We start from the raw sequence: 16,666 nt of genomic DNA on the forward strand, positions 1-16,666 counted from the left end.
CACGCGCCTCCCCCCAACCCAGGACGCCGAACGCACGATGCCTTCCCCACCCCGTTGGCTGGACCGAGCCCTCGACCTCTTCCAGCGCCATGCCGTGCTCGGCATGGCGCTGATACTCCTGCTCAGCCTGACCGGCCTGAGTTGGAGCCTGCACCAGATATTCAGCCAGCAGCAGCAAAACGCCGCCCTCAAGAGCGCCCAGCTGTATACGGCCACTCTCAGCGAGTTCCGCAGCCTCTACGCCTCCGAGGTGGTCGCCCGCGCCCGTGCCTACGGCATGAGCGTCACCCACGATTACCAGGCCACGCCCCAGGCCATTCCCTTGCCCGCGACCCTGAGCATGCTGCTCGGCAACCGCCTGGGCCAGCACGGTTCCGGCGTCAGCACCAGGCTGTACAGCCCTTACCCCTTTCCCTGGCGTGCGCAGGAGGGCGGTCTCAAGGACGACTTCGGCCGGCAGGCCTGGCAAGCCCTGCAAGCCGACCCCGAGCAGCCGTTCTATCGCTTCGAACGCCAGGGCGATCAACTGGTGCTGCGCTACGCCACGGCCGACCTCATGCGCCCGGCCTGCGTCGACTGTCACAATAGCCATCCCGATTCCCCCCGGAGCGGTTGGAAGGTCGGCGATGTACGCGGCATCCTCGAAGTCGATCAACCACTCGACAGCGCGGGGCTCAGCGCCCGTCCACTGCTGATCGAAACCGCCGTCGTCACCCTGAGCATCCTGGCCCTGTTCTCCACCCTGCTCGCCCTGGTGATCGGCCGCCTGCACCGCGCCAGCGAGAAAGCCCAATGCCTCAGCCAGGAGATGAGCTCGATCAACCGGGCCCTGGAACGGGAAATCGTCGAGCGCCAGCAGGTGGAAGTCGACCTGCGTTCGGCCAACGACAGACTCGAACTGCTGGCGACCCAGGACCCGCTAACCGGAATCGCCAACCGCCGCGGCTTCGAGCGCACCCTGAGCCTGGAGTGGCGGCGCGCGCAACGCCAGGGCAGCCCGCTCAGCCTGATCATGGCCGATATCGACAACTTCAAGGCCTACAACGATCACTACGGCCACCAGGCCGGCGATCGCTGCCTGCAACGGGTCGCCGCGCGGCTCCACGCCCGGGTGCGGCGTCCGCCCGATCTGGTCGCCCGCTACGGCGGCGAAGAATTCGTGATCATCCTGCCGGACACCTCGGCCGAAGGCGCCTATGCCTTGGCCGAGGCCATGCGTAACGCCGTGTATGAGCTGAAGGTCGAACATATCGACTCGGCAACCGCCAGCTACGTCACCCTGAGCCTGGGCATCGCCACTCTGGTACCCAAGGCCGACAGTTCGGCGGAGAGTCTGTTGCAGGCCGCCGATCGAGCGCTCTATCGAGCCAAGACCGCGGGCCGCAACCGGGTCGAGGCGGATCAGGAGTTGTCCCCATCTGAGCTCTAGGGAGCGGGGCTGGCGCTGCATCGGGCGAGGATCGCGGCCTTTATCGAGGTCGAGTTGGCCGAGCATGCCCGGCTTAGCGACTGACCCCCTATTCAATAATCAGCAAACCCTAAGGCAGGCCCTATGCAACTGAGCGATATCCCCTTCGGCACCACCGATTGGTCGGCCGTGGAACCCAGCGAGCATCGCGGCGAAACTGGCGTGGCCCATTGGCGGACTTGCCAGTTCGGCCCGTTGCGGGTGCGGATGGTCGAGTATTCGCCGGGCTATCTGGCCGACCACTGGTGTGTGAAGGGCCATATCCTGCTGTGCCTGGAGGGCGAGTTGCTGACCGAGTTGGAGGATGGTCGCCGCTTTGTGCTCAAACCGGGCATGAGTTATCAGGTCGCGGATAATGCCGAGCCGCATCGCTCCTCTACCACGCTCGGCGCCAAGTTGTTTGTGCTGGATTGAGGGGCTAACCGATGGCGGCTAAGCGCTTCAGCACGCAGGGCAGGGCAGCGGGATGATCTACCGCCTGGGCGCCGATGCGCTGGTGTTGACTCATCTGCTGTTTATTCTCTTCGTGCTGGGCGGAGGGCTGCTGGTGCTGAGATGGCACGCGCTGGCCTGGGTGCATCTGCCGGCGGTGTGCTGGGGGGCGGTGGTGGAGTTTTTTCATCTGGTCTGTCCGTTGACGCCGTGGGAGAACAGCCTGCGCCGCGCCGCCGGTCAGGCTGGCTATAGCGGTGGTTTCGTCGAGCATTACCTGATCCCGCTCATCTACCCGAGCGGGCTGACGGTGCAACTGCAACTGTGGTTGGGCGGCTTGGTGGTTGTGCTGAATGTCTTGGTTTACCTGCGGTTGGCGCTAGTGCTGCGCAAGCGCAGGCGTTGAACGCGGCATGACCCTGTGGGCGGATAAGGCTACGGGGCCTTTACCTTAGCCATGGCGAGGCGCTGGTGCGGTTTGCCTCGGTCATTCAGCAGCCTAATGGTGCGTGGGCTGCACTAGTGCCTTCGCTACACTGCGGCCCATCTACCACAGCACATACAAGGCAACCTCACTATGCAAAACCGCATGATGATTACCGGCGCGGGTTCCGGCTTGGGTCGCGAAATCGCCCTGCGTTGGGCGCGCGAAGGTTGGCAACTGGCGTTGTCCGACGTTAGCGAGCCGGGCCTGGCGCAAACTCTGCAACTGGTCCGCGAAGCCGGCGGTGATGGTTTCACCCAGCGCTGTGACGTCCGCGACTACAGCCAGCTCACCGCGCTGGCGCAGGCCTGCGAAGAGAAGCTGGGCGGCATCGACATCATCGTCAACAACGCCGGCGTGGCCTCCGGCGGCTTCTTCAGCGAGCTGTCGCTGGAGGATTGGGACTGGCAGATCGCGATCAACCTGATGGGCGTGGTCAAGGGCTGCAAGGCCTTCCTGTCGTTGCTCGAGCGCAGCCAGGGCAAGATCGTCAACATCGCCTCCATGGCGGCGCTGATGCAGGGCCCGGCGATGAGCAACTACAACGTGGCCAAGGCCGGCGTGGTGGCGCTCTCCGAGAGCCTGCTGAGCGAGCTGAAGCAGCAGGAGATCGGCGTGCACGTGGTCTGCCCGTCGTTCTTCCAGACCAACCTGCTGGATTCCTTCCGTGGCCCGACCCCGGCGATCAAGGCGCAGGTAGGCAAGCTGCTGGAGGGCTCGGCGATCAGCGCGGCGGATATCGCCGACTACATCTACCAGGAGATCGCCAAGGGCGAATTCATGATCCTGCCCCATGAGCAAGGCCGCATGGCCTGGGCGCTGAAACAGAAGAACCCGCAGCTGCTCTACGACGAGATGGCCACTATGGCCGAGAAGATGCGCGCCAAGAGCAAACAGGGTTAATGGGATAAATTGTCCGTTTGGTCAACTTTGACCTGGGCCGGGCTTGTCCTGGCTCGGGCCGGGGGAGTAGGGTTGATCCTCCGGCCCGCTTGGCCGCTACTGTGTTGAAAACTCTGTGAAACCCGTATCCCGGGCCATGCTGTTGCTGGCCCTGGTGCTGGCTGCGATCAACTTGCGCCCCGGCATCACCTCCCTTGCCCCGCTGATCGAGCGCATCGCCCGCGAACTCGCCCTCAGCCGCGGGCTGATCAGCCTGAGCACCGCCTTACCGGTGCTGTGCATGGGCCTGCTGGCCCCGCTGGCGCCACGGCTGGCGCTGCGCTTGGGGCTGGAACGGACCATCGCTCTGTGCCTCGGCTTGATCGCGGCGGCCTTGCTCATGCGTCTGGCCGGGCAGGCCAGCCCGATCCTGATCGGCAGCGCGGTGCTCCTGGGCACCGGCATCGCCGTGGCCGGACCTTTGCTCTCCGGCTTCATCAAACGCCATTTCGTCGAGCATATCGGCCACGCCGTCGGCTGGTACTCCTTCAGCATGGCGATTGGCGGTGCGGCTGGCGCGGTGCTGACGGCGCCAGCCACGCAGCTATTGGCCGATCGCTGGACCTATGGCTTGGCCATCTGGGCGTTACCGGCGCTGTTCGGGCTGGTGTTCTGGCTGCGCCTGCCGAACCGGGCGGAAAGCGCCGCTGAAGTCGGCGGCGGTTCCGGCCTGCCGTGGGGCGAGTCGCGGGCCTGGCTGATCAGCTGCTTCTTCGCCATTCAGGCCGGGCTGTTCTATGCCCTGGCAACCTGGGTGGTGGCGCGCTACCACGAGGCCGGCTTATCCCTGCTGCGCAGCAACACGCTGTTCAGCATCTCGATGCTGGTCGGCTTGCCCAGCTCCTTCTTGTTGCCCTGGCTAGCGCAGCGCCTCGATTGCCGCTACCAACTGCTGCTGCTTTGCGGGCTGTGCTCGGCCTTGTGCCTGGGCATGATCAGCCTGGTGCCGACCTTCGTCCCGGAGCTGTGGGCGGTGCTGATTGGCTTCGGCCTCGGCGGCTCCTTCGCCCTGTCGCTGGTGTTGCCGTTGTACGATGCGCACACGCCGCTGGCCGTCAGCCGCTGGACCGCGATGATGCTCTGTGCCGGTTACAGCATGGCGAGTCTGACGCCGATTCTGGCCGGCCTCGGCCGCGATCTGGCCGGCGATTATCAGTTGCCCTTTATGGTACTGACGGGCCTGGCGTTGCTGATGAGCGGTCTGGCCTGGCAGTTGCGCCCACGGCCGGGCAAGGCGTGCTGACTGCCTAGAATTAAGTGCAACCCTGGCCAACGCAGCGCTTTGGCTGCGGTTAACCTCGAGGCGTCGAGACGCCAAGGCGTTTTTGAGGTGCCCTAGCAACGGCTCGTAAGCCTCAGTCTTAAGCTGTTGCCTGCGAAATACAGGGCGCGAGTTGGTCTGCCAGCTTCACCAACCAGCAGTTTGTGGATTTGCTCACAGGCTTTATCTGGCATAATCGCGCCCCCTTCAGCTCCGGTCATAAAACCTTCATGTTCGAATTCTTCAGCGGGCTTGATGCCTGGGTCGTCGCGAGCCTGCTACTCGCCCTGGCCTTCGTCCTCACCTTCGAATTCATCAACGGTTTCCATGACACCGCCAACGCGGTGGCCACGGTTATCTATACCAAAGCCATGCCGCCGCACCTGGCGGTGATGCTTTCTGGCCTGTTCAATTTCCTCGGCGTGCTGCTCGGCGGCGTCGGCGTGGCCTATGCCATAGTCCATCTGCTGCCGGTGGAGCTGTTGATCAATGTCGATACCGGTCACGGCCTGGCCATGGTGTTCTCCCTGCTGGCCGCGGCCATCGCCTGGAATCTGGGCACCTGGTACTTCGGCATTCCGGCCTCCAGTTCGCACACCCTGATCGGCTCGATCCTCGGCGTCGGCCTGGCCAATGCGCTGATTACCGATATCCCGCTGGCGGATGGGGTCAACTGGCAGAAGGCGATCGATATCGGCATCTCCCTGGTCGCCTCGCCGGCCGCCGGTTTCATGGTCGCCGCGCTGCTGCTACTGGCACTGAAGTGGTGGCGGCCGCTGTCGAAGATGCACAAGACCCCGGAACAGCGTCGCGAGCTCGACGACAAGAAGCATCCGCCGTTCTGGAACCGGCTGGTGCTGGTGCTTTCGGCCATGGCCGTGAGCTTCGTGCATGGCTCCAACGATGGCCAGAAGGGCATCGGCCTGATCATGCTGGTGCTGATCGGCATAGTGCCGGCCCAGTTCGTGCTGGATCTGAACAGCACCACCTACCAGATCGAACGGACCCGCGATGCCACCCTGCATCTCAGCCAGTTCTACGAGCGCAACAGCGCGACCCTCAGCGAATACCTGGCCCTCGGCAAGAATCACACGACCGAGCTGCCGAAGAAGTTCCGCTGCGACGCCAAACTGACCGAGTCGACCATCGCCGGACTGCTGAATGACCTGAAGGGCGTCGAGGACTATCACAGCCTGGCGGCGGATACCCGTATTCAGGTCCGCCGTTATCTGCTGTGCCTGGACGATACGGCGAAGAAGGTCGGCAAGCTGCAAGGCCTGGACAAGCGCGAGAAGGCCGACCTGGAGAAGCTGCGCAAGGATCTGACCGCCACCACCGAATACTCGCCGTTCTGGGTCATCCTCGCGGTCGCCTTGGCCTTGGGGATCGGTACCATGGTCGGTTGGAAGCGCGTGGTGCTGACCGTCGGCGAGAAGATCGGCAAGCAGGGCATGACTTACTCCCAAGGCATGGCGGCGCAGATCACCGCGGCCTGCGCCATTGGCCTGGCTAACGTGTTCAGCCTGCCGGTGTCGACTACCCATGTGCTGTCCTCGGGTGTCGCCGGCACCATGGTCGCGAACAAGAGCGGCCTGCAGGGCGGTACCGTGCGCAACATCCTGCTGGCCTGGGTGCTGACCTTGCCGACGGCGATGGCCTTGTCGGCGGGCTTGTTCTGGCTGGCGACCAGACTGGTCGGGTAAATCGAAGCGTTGAAAAAAGCCTCGCCTGCTGCGGGGCTTTTTTCTGCGCGCGGTGTGGATGGGCGCTCAAGCCTGATAAGGCAGAGGTTTCCCCAGGCCCTTGCCCTGTGTTAGAAGGCTGCCTTCATTTCCTGGAGTGCCCGCGTGGAGTCCGAATCCATCGTCTATGGCTGTATCCGCGACTGGCCGTCCACTGACTCGGAGCAGCGGCGCCTGCGCCGGGTGACCAACCGCCGTGAGCTGAATGCTTTACCCGCGGGGGAGGCCTGGCCGTTTCTGGGGCGGGAGATGTTTTCTTTTTGCGAGCACGCAGGCGAAGGGCTGTACCAGACGCAGGTGATCCACTTCGGTGCCAGCTACCGTGCGGTGGAGTACGAGTGGAGCCTGTGGGTCGAGCAGTTCGAGGCGCTGCTCAAGCGTTTGTACTGGGGCAGCGCGGTCGTCCACCTGGAAACCGAGCTGAACGGCACCCATACCTTTCGCTGGGAGTCGGAGAAGGGCTTTCACAGCCCCCAGGAAGAGGGTTTGCGCGTGCGCTGCGCCTGGGAGCGCGAGGGCGGCTTACGCGGTTAGGGCTGGACCTTTCGCTGGGCAAGGCCTGCGCCATGCCCAGCCGCTAAATTGCAATTAACCAAGAGAGCGCTGGATGCTCAACTACCTGTAGTTTTGCCTCGCCGCCTTGTTCGAGATCGCCGGCTGCTATGCCTTTTGGCTGTGGCTGCGGATGGGCAAAAGTGGCTGGTTGGGGGCGGCGCTCTGTGTATTGGGCGCGAGCGTCATTCTGCTGGGGCCGCGTTTCTCCCAATCGTAGACTGGGTAGAGGCGCATGCGCCGAAGCCCAGCTTGGCCAGGCTGGGTTTCGCTATCAGTCTACCCAGCCTGCGGGGTTTGCAATCCCGTCAGTCCAACCACTCCCGCGGCACTTCCCGTTTCAGCATCAGTTGGCATTGTTCGCTTTCCGGGTCGAACACTATCACCGCGTCGCCTTTATCCAGGGCGCGACGGACGCGCAAAACGCGGGTTTCTAGCGGGGTTTCATCGCCATTGTCGGTGCCGTCACGGGTGACGAAGTCTTCGATCAGGCGGGTGAGGGTGTCGGCTTCTAACAGCTGCTGGGGGATTAACACGGGGCACTTCTCCAAAACGCAGCGGCGATGCTAACGCGCCGTGGTTTGGCTGGCCATGCTGGGTTTCGCTTCGCTCTGCACCAGCCTACAGATACCGCGATAGATAAACGGATTAACCAGATGGGAGCCTAGGTCTCCAGCGGCTGGCTAAGCAGGTAGCGATCCAGGGTGCTGTACAGCAGCTTGCTGTCCAGTGGCTTGCCGAGGAAGTCATCCATGCCGGCGTCGGCGCCATGCTGCCGGTGTTCGTCGAGGATATGCGCGGTTAGCGCGATGATCGGTACCGCCGTCAGCTGCTGGTTGCGCTCCAGGCGGCGGATCTGCCGGGTGGCCTCGAAGCCATCCATCTTGGGCATTTCGCAGTCCATCAGGATCAGTTGAATGGCGGCGGGGTCGCGCTGGTATTCGCTGACGGCGTCCAGACCGTTGCTCACCAGACGCACGCTGTAGCCGCGTTTCTTCAAGAAGCCCTGCACCACTAATTGGTTCACCGGATTGTCCTCGGCGACCAGGAGGCACGGCGTCGCGCCGCTAGCGTTGCGGATTTCGCCGCTTGGCGGGCGTGATTCTGCTCGGCGTTCTTGGTAAAGCTCCAGCAGCGCCTCGCGCAAGGGCGTCACGGCCAGCGGTTGGGCCAGGTTGAGCAGGCGCAGGCCGCCGCTGGCCGGCAGTTGTGGGCAGTGTTCGGGTGGGCACAGCAGCAGTACGCGTTGGCCGGGCTGCAGGCGGGGGCGCAGCGAGTCCAGCCAGCCCGCTACGCTGCCAGGCCAGGGTGCCATCAACACCAGCAGCGGAGCGACGGCGAAATCGTCGAGGTAGTCGTGCAGGCGCTGCGGATTTTGGCAGCGCTCGGTGCGCATGCCCCAGCGCCCGAGCAGGCGGCTGAGGGCATCGAGGCCGAGGCCGTCCAGCGAAGCGAGCAGGGCGGTGCGGCCCTTGAGCAGTTGGCTCAACTCATCGAAGTGTTCGTCGCCGTCGGGCAGCGCTATATCGAAGGCGAAGCGGGTCCCTTGGCCAGGCGTGCTCTGTACTTGGATATGGCCGCCCATCATTTCCACCAGTTCCTTGCTGATGGCCAGGCCGAGGCCGCTGCCGCCGTAATGGCGGGTGGTGCTGGAATCGCCTTGGGCGAAGGACTCGAACAGCTGGGTCAGCGCCGCCGCGGGAATGCCGATGCCACTGTCGCTGACGGCGAAGATCAGATGCGCTGCGCCCCGGCTGTCGCTCCGGCGGCAGACGTTGACGGCCACATGACCTTCGGCGGTGAACTTCAGGGCATTGCTCAAGAGGTTCATCAATACCTGTTTCAGCCGCGTCGGATCACCCTGGATGCGTCGCGGTACGCCGCCTTCGAGGCCGACGTAGAGGTGCAGCTGTTTCTCCAGGGCCTGGGCGGTAAACAGGCTGAGGGTCTCGGAGAGCAGCACTTCGAGGTCGAAGTCGATATGTTCCAGACTCAGCTTGCCGGACTCGATCCGCGCGTAGTCGAGAATGTCGTTGATCACCGCCATCAGTGAGCTGCCCGAGCTGGCGATGGTGTCGACATAGAAGCCTTGGCTACGGTCCAGCGGCGTGCTCTTGAGCAGTTGCAGCATGCCCAGCACACCGTTCAACGGCGTGCGGATCTCATGGCTCATCTTGGCCAGGAAGCGGCTCTTGGCCTGATTCTCGATCTCCGACTGCTCGGCGGCTTGGCGTGAGCGGAAGCCTTCCTCCTTGAGCCGATTGATCCGATCGGCCAGACCTATGGAGAGGGTGATCAGCTCGATAGTGACGCCCACCTTGACCACCGCCGCGCCGTAGAGACCGAACAACTCGAGACCCAGAGAGCCGCTGGTGGCGATGATGAACGAGAGCAGCAGAATGCCCCAGGCCAGGATGTAGTAGGAGCCATAGCGCAGACCCTGGCGCCAGACATAGGCGCCGCTGAGCAGGAGGATGCAGGAGACGCCCAGCACGGTCAGGCTGGCCAGGATGTTCCAGGCCTGCAGGCCGATCAGCGGCAGCGACACCAGGCAGCCGAAGATGGCCAGCATAAACAGGCGCAGGGCCAGATCGAGGCGCGGGAAATACTGCCGCGTATGCAGAAAATGCCGGCTGAACTGGGTCGCGCTGAAGCAGTGCAGGAACATCAGGATGTAGATGCTCACCGATTGCAGGGCGACCTGCTCGGGCAGCAGTTTGAACAGGCTGCCATCGAAGGAGGCGGCGAACAGGCCGATGTTCAGGCTGTAAATCAGATACCAGAAGTACGCCGGCTCACGCAGCGATAGAAACAGAAACAGGTTGTAGCAGAACATCGCGAACAGCACGCCATAGAAGGCGCCATTCGCGCCCATCAGGTTTTCCTGGGCGGCGGCGCTGGCGCCGTAGGTGCTGAAGAACAGCGGGACGAATACCGTGCTGGTGGTTTCCACGCGGATCAGCAGCGTGCTGCCGCCTGCCGGCAGGCTGACTGGAAACCAGAAATTACGCACCTGCACCGGCCGCTGCGAGAAGGCGAAGCGGTCGCCGCTTTCCTGCTGTCGCAGGCGGCCGTCCGGGGTGAGCAGGTAGACCTGCAGGTCGTCGAGCAGCGGGTAGTTGACTTCCAGGTAGCCGGCTAAGTCATGGGCACGGCTGTTAAGCAACGGCACCTTGAACCACCAGACCGAGCCGTTCTTGCCGAGGTTGGCGTGATCGCCGCTGACCGCTCGGAAGTCCGTATCAGGCAGGGCGCGAACCTCCTCGAGGGTGAAGCTGCCGTGGTGATCCTCCAGGTAGCCCAGGTAAGGCCCGAGCGACAGGCGCAGTTCATCCTGATTCAGCGGGGCGGGCAGCCAGGCCCAAGCCTGCCCGGTGAGTAGGAGCAGCAGCAACGCCAGGCAAATTCGAGGCATCCGTAAACCTCATTATTGTTGTTATCTGGAGGGGTTAAGGGTGCTGCTCCCCTCGGCTTTTGTCTGGCACTGTGCCCTTACGCCGGCCGGCCATCAAGTGACGTTTTTACCTTGCTCGATCGGGGGGCAATCAGGCTGCCGAGGGTTAGCACGCCGTGCTCCAGTTGCGGACTGAAGCGCTCCTCGAGGCGGTCGCTTGGGCTTGCTGTGTCGCGCGCGGCTCAGCTTGCGCCAGGCAAAGCGCTTGGGCTGGCGACTTCGGCGCGGTTCCGGGGCGCGGGCAGCGGTGCTGCTTCAGTCATTCCCACAGGCTCGGTTGAGCGGTACGGCGATGTCCATCAGGCGCGGGGTTGGCAACTTCAGGCTGTTCATTAAGGCGACGTAGGCCTCTACATTCCCCACCTGCAGGCGTGGGTTGTGTGCCGCTTCTTCGGCGATGCTGGAGCATGTCCAGCCGCGGTAGTCATGGCCGGGCCAGACCTCGGTATCGCCGGGTAGGGTCAGCAGGCGCTGCAAGCTGGCCCATTGCTCGCGGGCGTCACCGTTCTGGAAGTCGGTGCGGCCGCTGCCACGGATCAGCAGGGTGTCGCCGCTGAACAGCTTTGCGGGTTCCGCGCCTGTGGCCGGCAGCAGGAAGCAATAGGAGTCGTCCGTATGTCCCGGGGTGTGCCAGGCGATCAGTTCGCGATTGCCGAAGGCAAGGCGTTTGCCATCACTGAAGGTGAAACTGGCGCAGTGGCTGCCGCTTTGCACGCCGAAACCGCTGCGGCAGCCGGTGGCTTTGCGCAGGGCGCCCAGGGCCGTGATGTGATCGGCATGGGTGTGGCTGTCCACGGCCAGCACCAGGCGCAGATCCAGCTCATGGAGCAGCTGTGAGTAGTCGTCCAGCCTGTCCTTGACCGGGTCGATCAGCACGGCCTCGCCGGCATCCGCCAGCAGATAGCTGTAGGCCGAGCTGGTGCTGTCGAACAATTGACGGAACAACATCTCAGGCACCTCCAAGGAGTTTCTGGCTGGCCAGCGACAGGCTGACCAGCACCAGCATCAGGGCGAACAGGCGTTGCAGCAGTCGGCTGCCCAGATGCTGGGCCAGGTGATTACCGACCAGCACGCCGAGCGCTCCACCGGCCGCCAGACCGGCCAGCAGCAGGGGCGAGGGCCGCGCGCCGCTGAGGTAGAGCAAGAAACCGCCGCCGGAGACCAGGGCGATCACCGTCATCGAGGTGGCTATGGCGGCCAGCATCGACAGTGGGGTGAGCCAGAGCAGGGCGGGGACGATCAGGAAACCACCGCCGACCCCCATCAGTCCAGACAGCAGGCCGACGCCCAGGCCGATGCCGACCAGCGGCAGGCCACGCAGCGGCCTCTGGCTGGTGCGCGGCAGGCCGCTGCTGTGCCACATGCGCCAGGCCGACCAGAGCACCAGCAGGCAGAAGCCAATCACCAGCACGGCTTCGGCAACGAACCGGCCCAGCCACTGGCCCAGGGCGTTGCCCGGCAAGCCGCTGAGGCTGAGCAGCAGCACCGGCAGCCAGGCCACCTGGCCCTGACGGGCGCGCGGCAGCGCGCCGACCAGGGCGGTGAGGGCGACGGCGCCGAGGCTGACACCTATGGCATCGCGCAGCGGCAGATGCAGGCTCAGCAGCAAGGGCAGGGCCACCAGTGAGCCGCCGGCGCCGGTCAGGCCGAGCAGCAGCCCGAGGACCGCGCCGATGCCGAGCGCTTCGAGCAGCAGCATGTCCATCATCGGTTCCAGGGCATGCGGGCCAGCAGCAGGGCCATGCCGCAGGTGTCGCTGAGGCCGGCGAAGGTCAGGCCGGCACCGACGAAGGCGGCGAGGCCATACCAACCCGGATGCAGCCAGGTGCCGAGGATCACTCCGAGCAGCACCAGGCTGCCGGCGCAGATCTGCACCTGGCGCTGCAGGCCGATCACCCCGGCGGCGCCCCGATTGACGGGGATGCCGCAGGCGACGCAGGCGTCGGTGCCGCCCTCGATCACCTGGGCGCCCGGCAGCAGTTGTTGCAACTGCTCGGCGGCACGGCGGGCGCGCTGGCCGCTCTGGCACAGCAGGTAGAGCTCAGCGCCGTGCCGCAGGCCCTCGGCCCTGAGCTGGGTAATCAGTTGCGCCGGTTCCAGTTGATCCAGCGGCACGTTGCGCGCGCCGGCTACATGCTGGGCGCGGAATTCCGCCGGGCTGCGCACGTCCACGAGAAAGCGCACCTGTCCTTGGTGTTGGGCCGCGGCAAAGCGCGGGGCGTCGATCAGGCAGAGGGTCTCGGGCATTTTGGTACTCCCTGGGAGTATCAGGTGTATTTGGTGAAGATGGCGCGAACCCGGGCCAGGGTCTCGGCGTCATCGCGGTTGGGATCGAGTACGGTTTCTTCCAGCAGGCAGGCGAGCAGCTCCTGGTAGGCCTTGTCCAGGGCCTTGCGCGCGGCGGCGAACTGCTGGGCGATGGCCTCGCATTCCTCGCCGCGGCGGATCATCGCCTGGATGCCACGGATCTGCCCTTCGACGCGGGCCAGGCGTTTGAGCATGGCGTCCTGTTGCTTGGCGTTTGCTGTGATCACGGGGCGGTCTCCTGTTGATACCCTTGGGGGTATATATACAGGGGGGAGTATAAGTGACAAGGCGACGATGACCAGCCCATGAGTTGTGTCGGGCTGTCGCAGGTGACGGACGGTCAGGTGTTGCGGATCAGATTGCGCAGGGCGAAGCGATTGGGGTGGCAGGCTTCGGCGACGTCGCGGGGCACGGGCAGCGGTTCGTTATCGATCCAGGCGGCCAGCAGCTCGCCAGACAGCGGCGCGGTGATCAGCCCGCGCGAGCCGTGGCCGCTGTTGATATACAGGCCAGCGAGCCAGGGGCAGGGCGTGTCTGGCGTTTGCCGGGCGTCTTTGCCCAGCACCGCGTAGGCGTTGGCGAATGCCGCGCTGTCCGCCAGCGGGCCGACTATGGGCAGGTAATCCGGGCTGGTGCAGCGAAAGGCGGCGCGGCCGGCTAACTCGGCGGGGTCGAGTTGCTCGGCGTGCAGGCGCTGCGCCAAGTCCGCAGAGATTTCCCGCAGCAACTCGAGGTTGCCGACGTGCTCGGCGGCGTTCGGCGTCAGGTCGTCGCTCTTGAAGTCGAAGCTGGCGCCAAGGCTGTGCTCGCCCAGGCGCGCCGGCGCGACATAGCCTTCGGCGCACACCACGGTGCGCAGCGCGGCGCTTTCGGCGGTTTCCACCAGGCGGGTAATTTGCCCGCGAATGCGTTTCAGCGGCAGCCCGGCGCTCTGTGGGAAGCGACGGATTTCGGCGGCGCCGGCCAACACCACCACCGCCGCGCTGGCGAGCAACCGATCGCCGGCCCAGGCTTGCCACAGCTCACCGGCGCGGCGCAGTTCCAGGGCTTCTTGATGAAATAGCGGGCGGATATTCGGCTGCGTCGCCAGCAGGCGGCAGAGTGCCGGCGGATGCACCCAGCCGGCCTCGGGGTAATACAGGCCGCCGGCGGGCAGGCCGATGCCGGCGCGCGCTTGCGCCTCGTTCTGGCTGAGGTTCTGTAGCAGGTCATTCGCGAAGGCGTTGGCCAACTGCGCCTGGCGCTCGGCTTCCTTGGCATCGAACGCCAGTTGCAGCACGCCGCAGGCATCCCAATCGATGCCGCGTTGCAGGCGTTCCAGCAGGCGCCGGGTATGGCCAAAGCCGCTGACGATCAGCCGTGACAGTGTCGTGCCGTGGGCCGACAGCTTGAGATAGAGCACGCCCTGCGGATTGCCGGAGGCCTCTTGCGCCAACTCGGCGTGGCGTTCCAGCAGCTGCACCTGCCAGCCGCGCGCCGCCAGGCTGGCCGCGCTCGCGCAACCGGCGAGGCCAGCGCCGATCACCAGTGCGGTACGCTCGGGGGCAGCGAAATCGGGGCGGGCGAACCAGGGTTTGGCGGTCGCGCGCGATTCAGCGGTGAAGCGGCCTTTCAACACTTCCCACTTGTGCCCCAGGCCGGGCACCCGGCGCATGCGGAAACCCGCGTCGTTCAGCGCGCGGCGCACATAGCCGGTGCTGGTGAAGGTGCCCAAGGTGGTGTCCGCTGTGGAGAGCCGGGCGAGTTGGGCGAACAGCTCGGGCGTCCACATGTCGGGGTTTTTCGCGGGGGCGAAGCCGTCGAGAAACCAGGCGTCGACCCGGGCATCCAGCTCCGGCAGCATTTCCAGGGCATCGCCAATCAGCAGCGTCAGCACCACCCGCCCGCCGGCGAACAGCAGGCGCTGGAAGCCGGCATGGAGGGCGACGTACTGCGTCAGCAATTCGCTGGCGAAGGCTTCCAGCTCGGGCCATAGCAGCAGGGCGCGCTGTAAATCGGCGCGGCTGAGGGGGTATTTCTCGACGCTGACGAAATGCAGCTGGGCGCCGGCTGGCGCGGTTTGCTCGAACAGTTGCCAGGCGCAGAGAAAATTCAGCCCGGTGCCGAATCCCGTCTCGCCAATCACCAGGCGCCCGCCGCTGGGCAGGGCGGCAAAGCGCGCCGGCAGGTCGTTATTGGCGAGGAACACATAGCGCGTCTCCGCCAGGCCCGAGGTAGTGGAGAAGTACACGTCGTCGTACGCGCGCGAGCGCGGCTGACCTTGCTCGTCCCAATCTAGTTGGGCGTGGGCTATTTGGGCATGGGCGGGTTGAATCTGCGGAGTGTCGGACATATCGGCTTCTGTCACAGCGAGGCGCGCATTCTAGCCGATCCGCGGGCTATCGCCGCGTAGCTTGGATGCTAGCGCTGCGGCGATCCGCTAGGCTGAGCGCATCGAGTCAGGGAACGGAGCCACATTTATGTTCGAGTCCGCCGAGATCGGCCATGCCATCGACCAGGAGACCTACGACGCCGAGGTGCCGGCCCTGCGCGAGGCGCTGCTGGAGGCGCAGTTCGAGCTGAAGCAACAGGCGCGCTTCCCGGTGATAGTGCTGATCAATGGCATCGAGGGCGCCGGCAAGGGTGAAACGGTCAAGCTGCTCAACGAGTGGATGGACCCACGGCTGATTCAGGTCAGCACCTTCGACCAGCAGACCGACGAGGAGCTGGCCCGCCCGGCGGCGTGGCGCTACTGGCGGCAGCTGCCGCCGAAGGGGCGGATGGGGATCTTCTTCGGTAACTGGTACAGCCAGATGCTGCAAGGACGGGTCCATGGACACTTCAAGAATGCGGTACTGGATCAGGCCATCGACGGCGCGGAGAACCTGGAGCGCATGCTCTGTGACGAGGGCGCGCTGATCTTCAAGTTCTGGTTCCACCTCTCCAAGCAGCAGATGAAGGCGCGCCTCAAGGCTTTGCAGGACGACCCGCTGCGCAGCTGGCGCCTGAGCCCGTTGGACTGGCAGCAATCGCAGACCTACGACAAGTTCGTCCGTTTTGGCGAGCATGTGTTGCGCCGCACCAGCCGCGACTATGCGCCCTGGTACGTCATCGAGGGTTTCGACGAGTATTACCGCAGCCTGACCATGGGCCGGATCTTGCTCGAAGGCCTGCAAGCCGCGCTCAAACGCAAGCAGCGGCCACAGCGCCACCCCCATGCCGGGCCTTTGACCCTGAGCCTGGACAAGCGCAGCCTGCTGGGCAGCCTGGACATGAGCCAGCGGCTGGACAAGGACGCTTACCAGGAACAATTGGCGAGCGAACAGGCGCGCTTGGCGGGGCTGATGCGCGATAAACGCATGCGCCGGCATGCCTTGGTCACGGTATTCGAGGGTAACGATGCGGCCGGCAAGGGCGGCGCCATCCGCCGGGTGGCTGCGGCGCTCGATCCGCGTCAGTACCGCATCGTGCCCATCGCCGCGCCGACCGAGGAGGAGCGCGCGCAACCCTACCTCTGGCGTTTCTGGCGGCATATCCCGGCGCGCGGCACGTTCACCGTGTTCGATCGCTCCTGGTATGGCCGGGTGCTGGTGGAGCGGGTCGAGGGTTTCTGCAGCCAGGCGGACTGGCTGCGGGCCTACGGCGAGATCAATGACTTCGAGGAGCAGCTGAGCCGCGCCGGCGTGGTGCTGGTGAAGTTCTGGCTGTCGATCGACCAGGACACTCAGTTGCAGCGCTTTCAGGAGCGCGAACAGACCTCCTTCAAGCGCTTCAAGATCACCGAGGAGGATTGGCGCAACCGGGAAAAATGGCCGCTGTATAGCGACGCGGTCGGCGATATGGTCGATCGCACCAGCAGCGAGATCGCGCCCTGGACGCTGGTCGAGGCCAACGACAAACGCTTCGCCCGGGTCAAGGTGCTACGCACTATCAACGATGCGCTGCAAGCCGCTTTCGTGCGTGATTGACGGCTGCGGGGATGGTTGCGCATACGCAGGGTGAATGATCGTCGCGCCGTCGCTGCGTGCGGTTTTATCCTGCCTGC

The 16,666-nt window shown here is 64.9% G+C and carries 16 protein-coding genes; 9 read left to right on the forward strand and 7 right to left on the reverse strand.

Translation table 11 applies throughout. The annotated features are described in order from the left end of the window. Positions 1-37: 37 nt before the first annotated feature. The 8 genes from FFS13_RS07575 (at position 38) to FFS13_RS20055 (ending at position 7,101) form a co-directional block, all read left to right on the forward strand. Positions 38-1,429, forward strand: coding sequence for a diguanylate cyclase (locus FFS13_RS07575; protein WP_137818477.1), 1,392 nt, complete (start codon positions 38-40; stop codon positions 1,427-1,429). Between the two features lie 123 nt (positions 1,430-1,552). Then, the gene (locus tag FFS13_RS07580) at positions 1,553-1,882 is read left to right on the forward strand and encodes a DHCW motif cupin fold protein (protein WP_137818478.1); all 330 of its coding nucleotides are present in this window, start codon (positions 1,553-1,555) and stop codon (positions 1,880-1,882) included. Positions 1,883-1,934: 52 nt separating this feature from the next. Beyond that, positions 1,935-2,306, forward strand: coding sequence for a DUF2784 domain-containing protein (locus FFS13_RS07585; protein WP_137818479.1), 372 nt, complete (start codon positions 1,935-1,937; stop codon positions 2,304-2,306). Positions 2,307-2,477: 171 nt separating this feature from the next. Then, positions 2,478-3,287 (forward strand): SDR family oxidoreductase, encoded by an 810-nt coding sequence (locus FFS13_RS07590; RefSeq protein ID WP_137818480.1) that lies wholly within the window; start codon positions 2,478-2,480, stop codon positions 3,285-3,287. 115 nt (positions 3,288-3,402) lie between these two features. Beyond that, entirely contained in the window at positions 3,403-4,569 is a 1,167-nt protein-coding gene (locus FFS13_RS07595) for a CynX/NimT family MFS transporter (RefSeq protein ID WP_256657845.1), read from the forward strand. A gap of 248 nt (positions 4,570-4,817) precedes the next feature. Beyond that, on the forward strand, positions 4,818-6,290 hold the full coding sequence (locus FFS13_RS07600) for an inorganic phosphate transporter (RefSeq protein WP_137818481.1): 1,473 nt from the start codon (positions 4,818-4,820) through the stop codon (positions 6,288-6,290). Between the two features lie 144 nt (positions 6,291-6,434). Continuing rightward, a complete protein-coding gene (locus FFS13_RS07605) occupies positions 6,435-6,863 on the forward strand; it encodes a hypothetical protein (protein ID WP_137818482.1) in 429 nt (142 codons plus the stop codon). A 106-nt stretch (positions 6,864-6,969) separates the two neighbouring features. Next, the gene (locus FFS13_RS20055) at positions 6,970-7,101 is read left to right on the forward strand and encodes a hypothetical protein (protein ID WP_256657846.1); all 132 of its coding nucleotides are present in this window, start codon (positions 6,970-6,972) and stop codon (positions 7,099-7,101) included. An 88-nt stretch (positions 7,102-7,189) separates the two neighbouring features. Here the strand turns inward: FFS13_RS20055 and FFS13_RS07610 are convergent, their stop codons facing one another. From FFS13_RS07610 to mnmC, 7 genes are all read right to left on the reverse strand, one after another. Further along, positions 7,190-7,417, reverse strand: a complete 228-nt coding sequence (locus FFS13_RS07610; RefSeq protein WP_137818483.1) for a YheU family protein — start codon at positions 7,415-7,417, stop codon at positions 7,190-7,192. Between the two features lie 128 nt (positions 7,418-7,545). Next, positions 7,546-10,296, reverse strand: a complete 2,751-nt coding sequence (locus FFS13_RS07615; RefSeq protein ID WP_137818484.1) for a hybrid sensor histidine kinase/response regulator — start codon at positions 10,294-10,296, stop codon at positions 7,546-7,548. 294 nt (positions 10,297-10,590) lie between these two features. Further along, positions 10,591-11,283 carry an MBL fold metallo-hydrolase gene (locus FFS13_RS07620; RefSeq protein WP_137818485.1) on the reverse strand — a complete coding sequence of 231 codons (693 nt, stop codon included), beginning with the start codon at positions 11,281-11,283 and terminating at the stop codon, positions 10,591-10,593. A 1-nt stretch (position 11,284) separates the two neighbouring features. Beyond that, a complete protein-coding gene (locus tag FFS13_RS07625) occupies positions 11,285-12,040 on the reverse strand; it encodes a sulfite exporter TauE/SafE family protein (RefSeq protein WP_137818486.1) in 756 nt (251 codons plus the stop codon). After that, positions 12,040-12,582 carry a rhodanese-like domain-containing protein gene (locus FFS13_RS07630; protein WP_137818487.1) on the reverse strand — a complete coding sequence of 181 codons (543 nt, stop codon included), beginning with the start codon at positions 12,580-12,582 and terminating at the stop codon, positions 12,040-12,042. Before FFS13_RS07630 ends, FFS13_RS07625 begins: the two co-directional genes overlap by 1 nt. Positions 12,583-12,602: 20 nt before the next feature. Next, the gene (locus tag FFS13_RS07635) at positions 12,603-12,836 is read right to left on the reverse strand and encodes a metal-sensing transcriptional repressor (RefSeq protein ID WP_137818536.1); all 234 of its coding nucleotides are present in this window, start codon (positions 12,834-12,836) and stop codon (positions 12,603-12,605) included. 146 nt (positions 12,837-12,982) lie between these two features. Then, entirely contained in the window at positions 12,983-14,974 is a 1,992-nt protein-coding gene (mnmC, locus tag FFS13_RS07640; RefSeq protein ID WP_137818488.1) for a bifunctional tRNA (5-methylaminomethyl-2-thiouridine)(34)-methyltransferase MnmD/FAD-dependent 5-carboxymethylaminomethyl-2-thiouridine(34) oxidoreductase MnmC, read from the reverse strand. Positions 14,975-15,101: 127 nt separating this feature from the next. On the opposite strand from mnmC, the gene pap reads away from it, so the two are divergent. Beyond that, positions 15,102-16,589, forward strand: coding sequence for a polyphosphate:AMP phosphotransferase (gene pap, locus FFS13_RS07645; RefSeq protein ID WP_137818489.1), 1,488 nt, complete (start codon positions 15,102-15,104; stop codon positions 16,587-16,589). The last annotated feature ends 77 nt before the right edge of the window (positions 16,590-16,666 follow it).

This window comes from Pseudomonas sp. 2FG, from assembly GCF_005502935.1.
Classification (GTDB): Bacteria; Pseudomonadota; Gammaproteobacteria; order Pseudomonadales; family Pseudomonadaceae; genus Aquipseudomonas.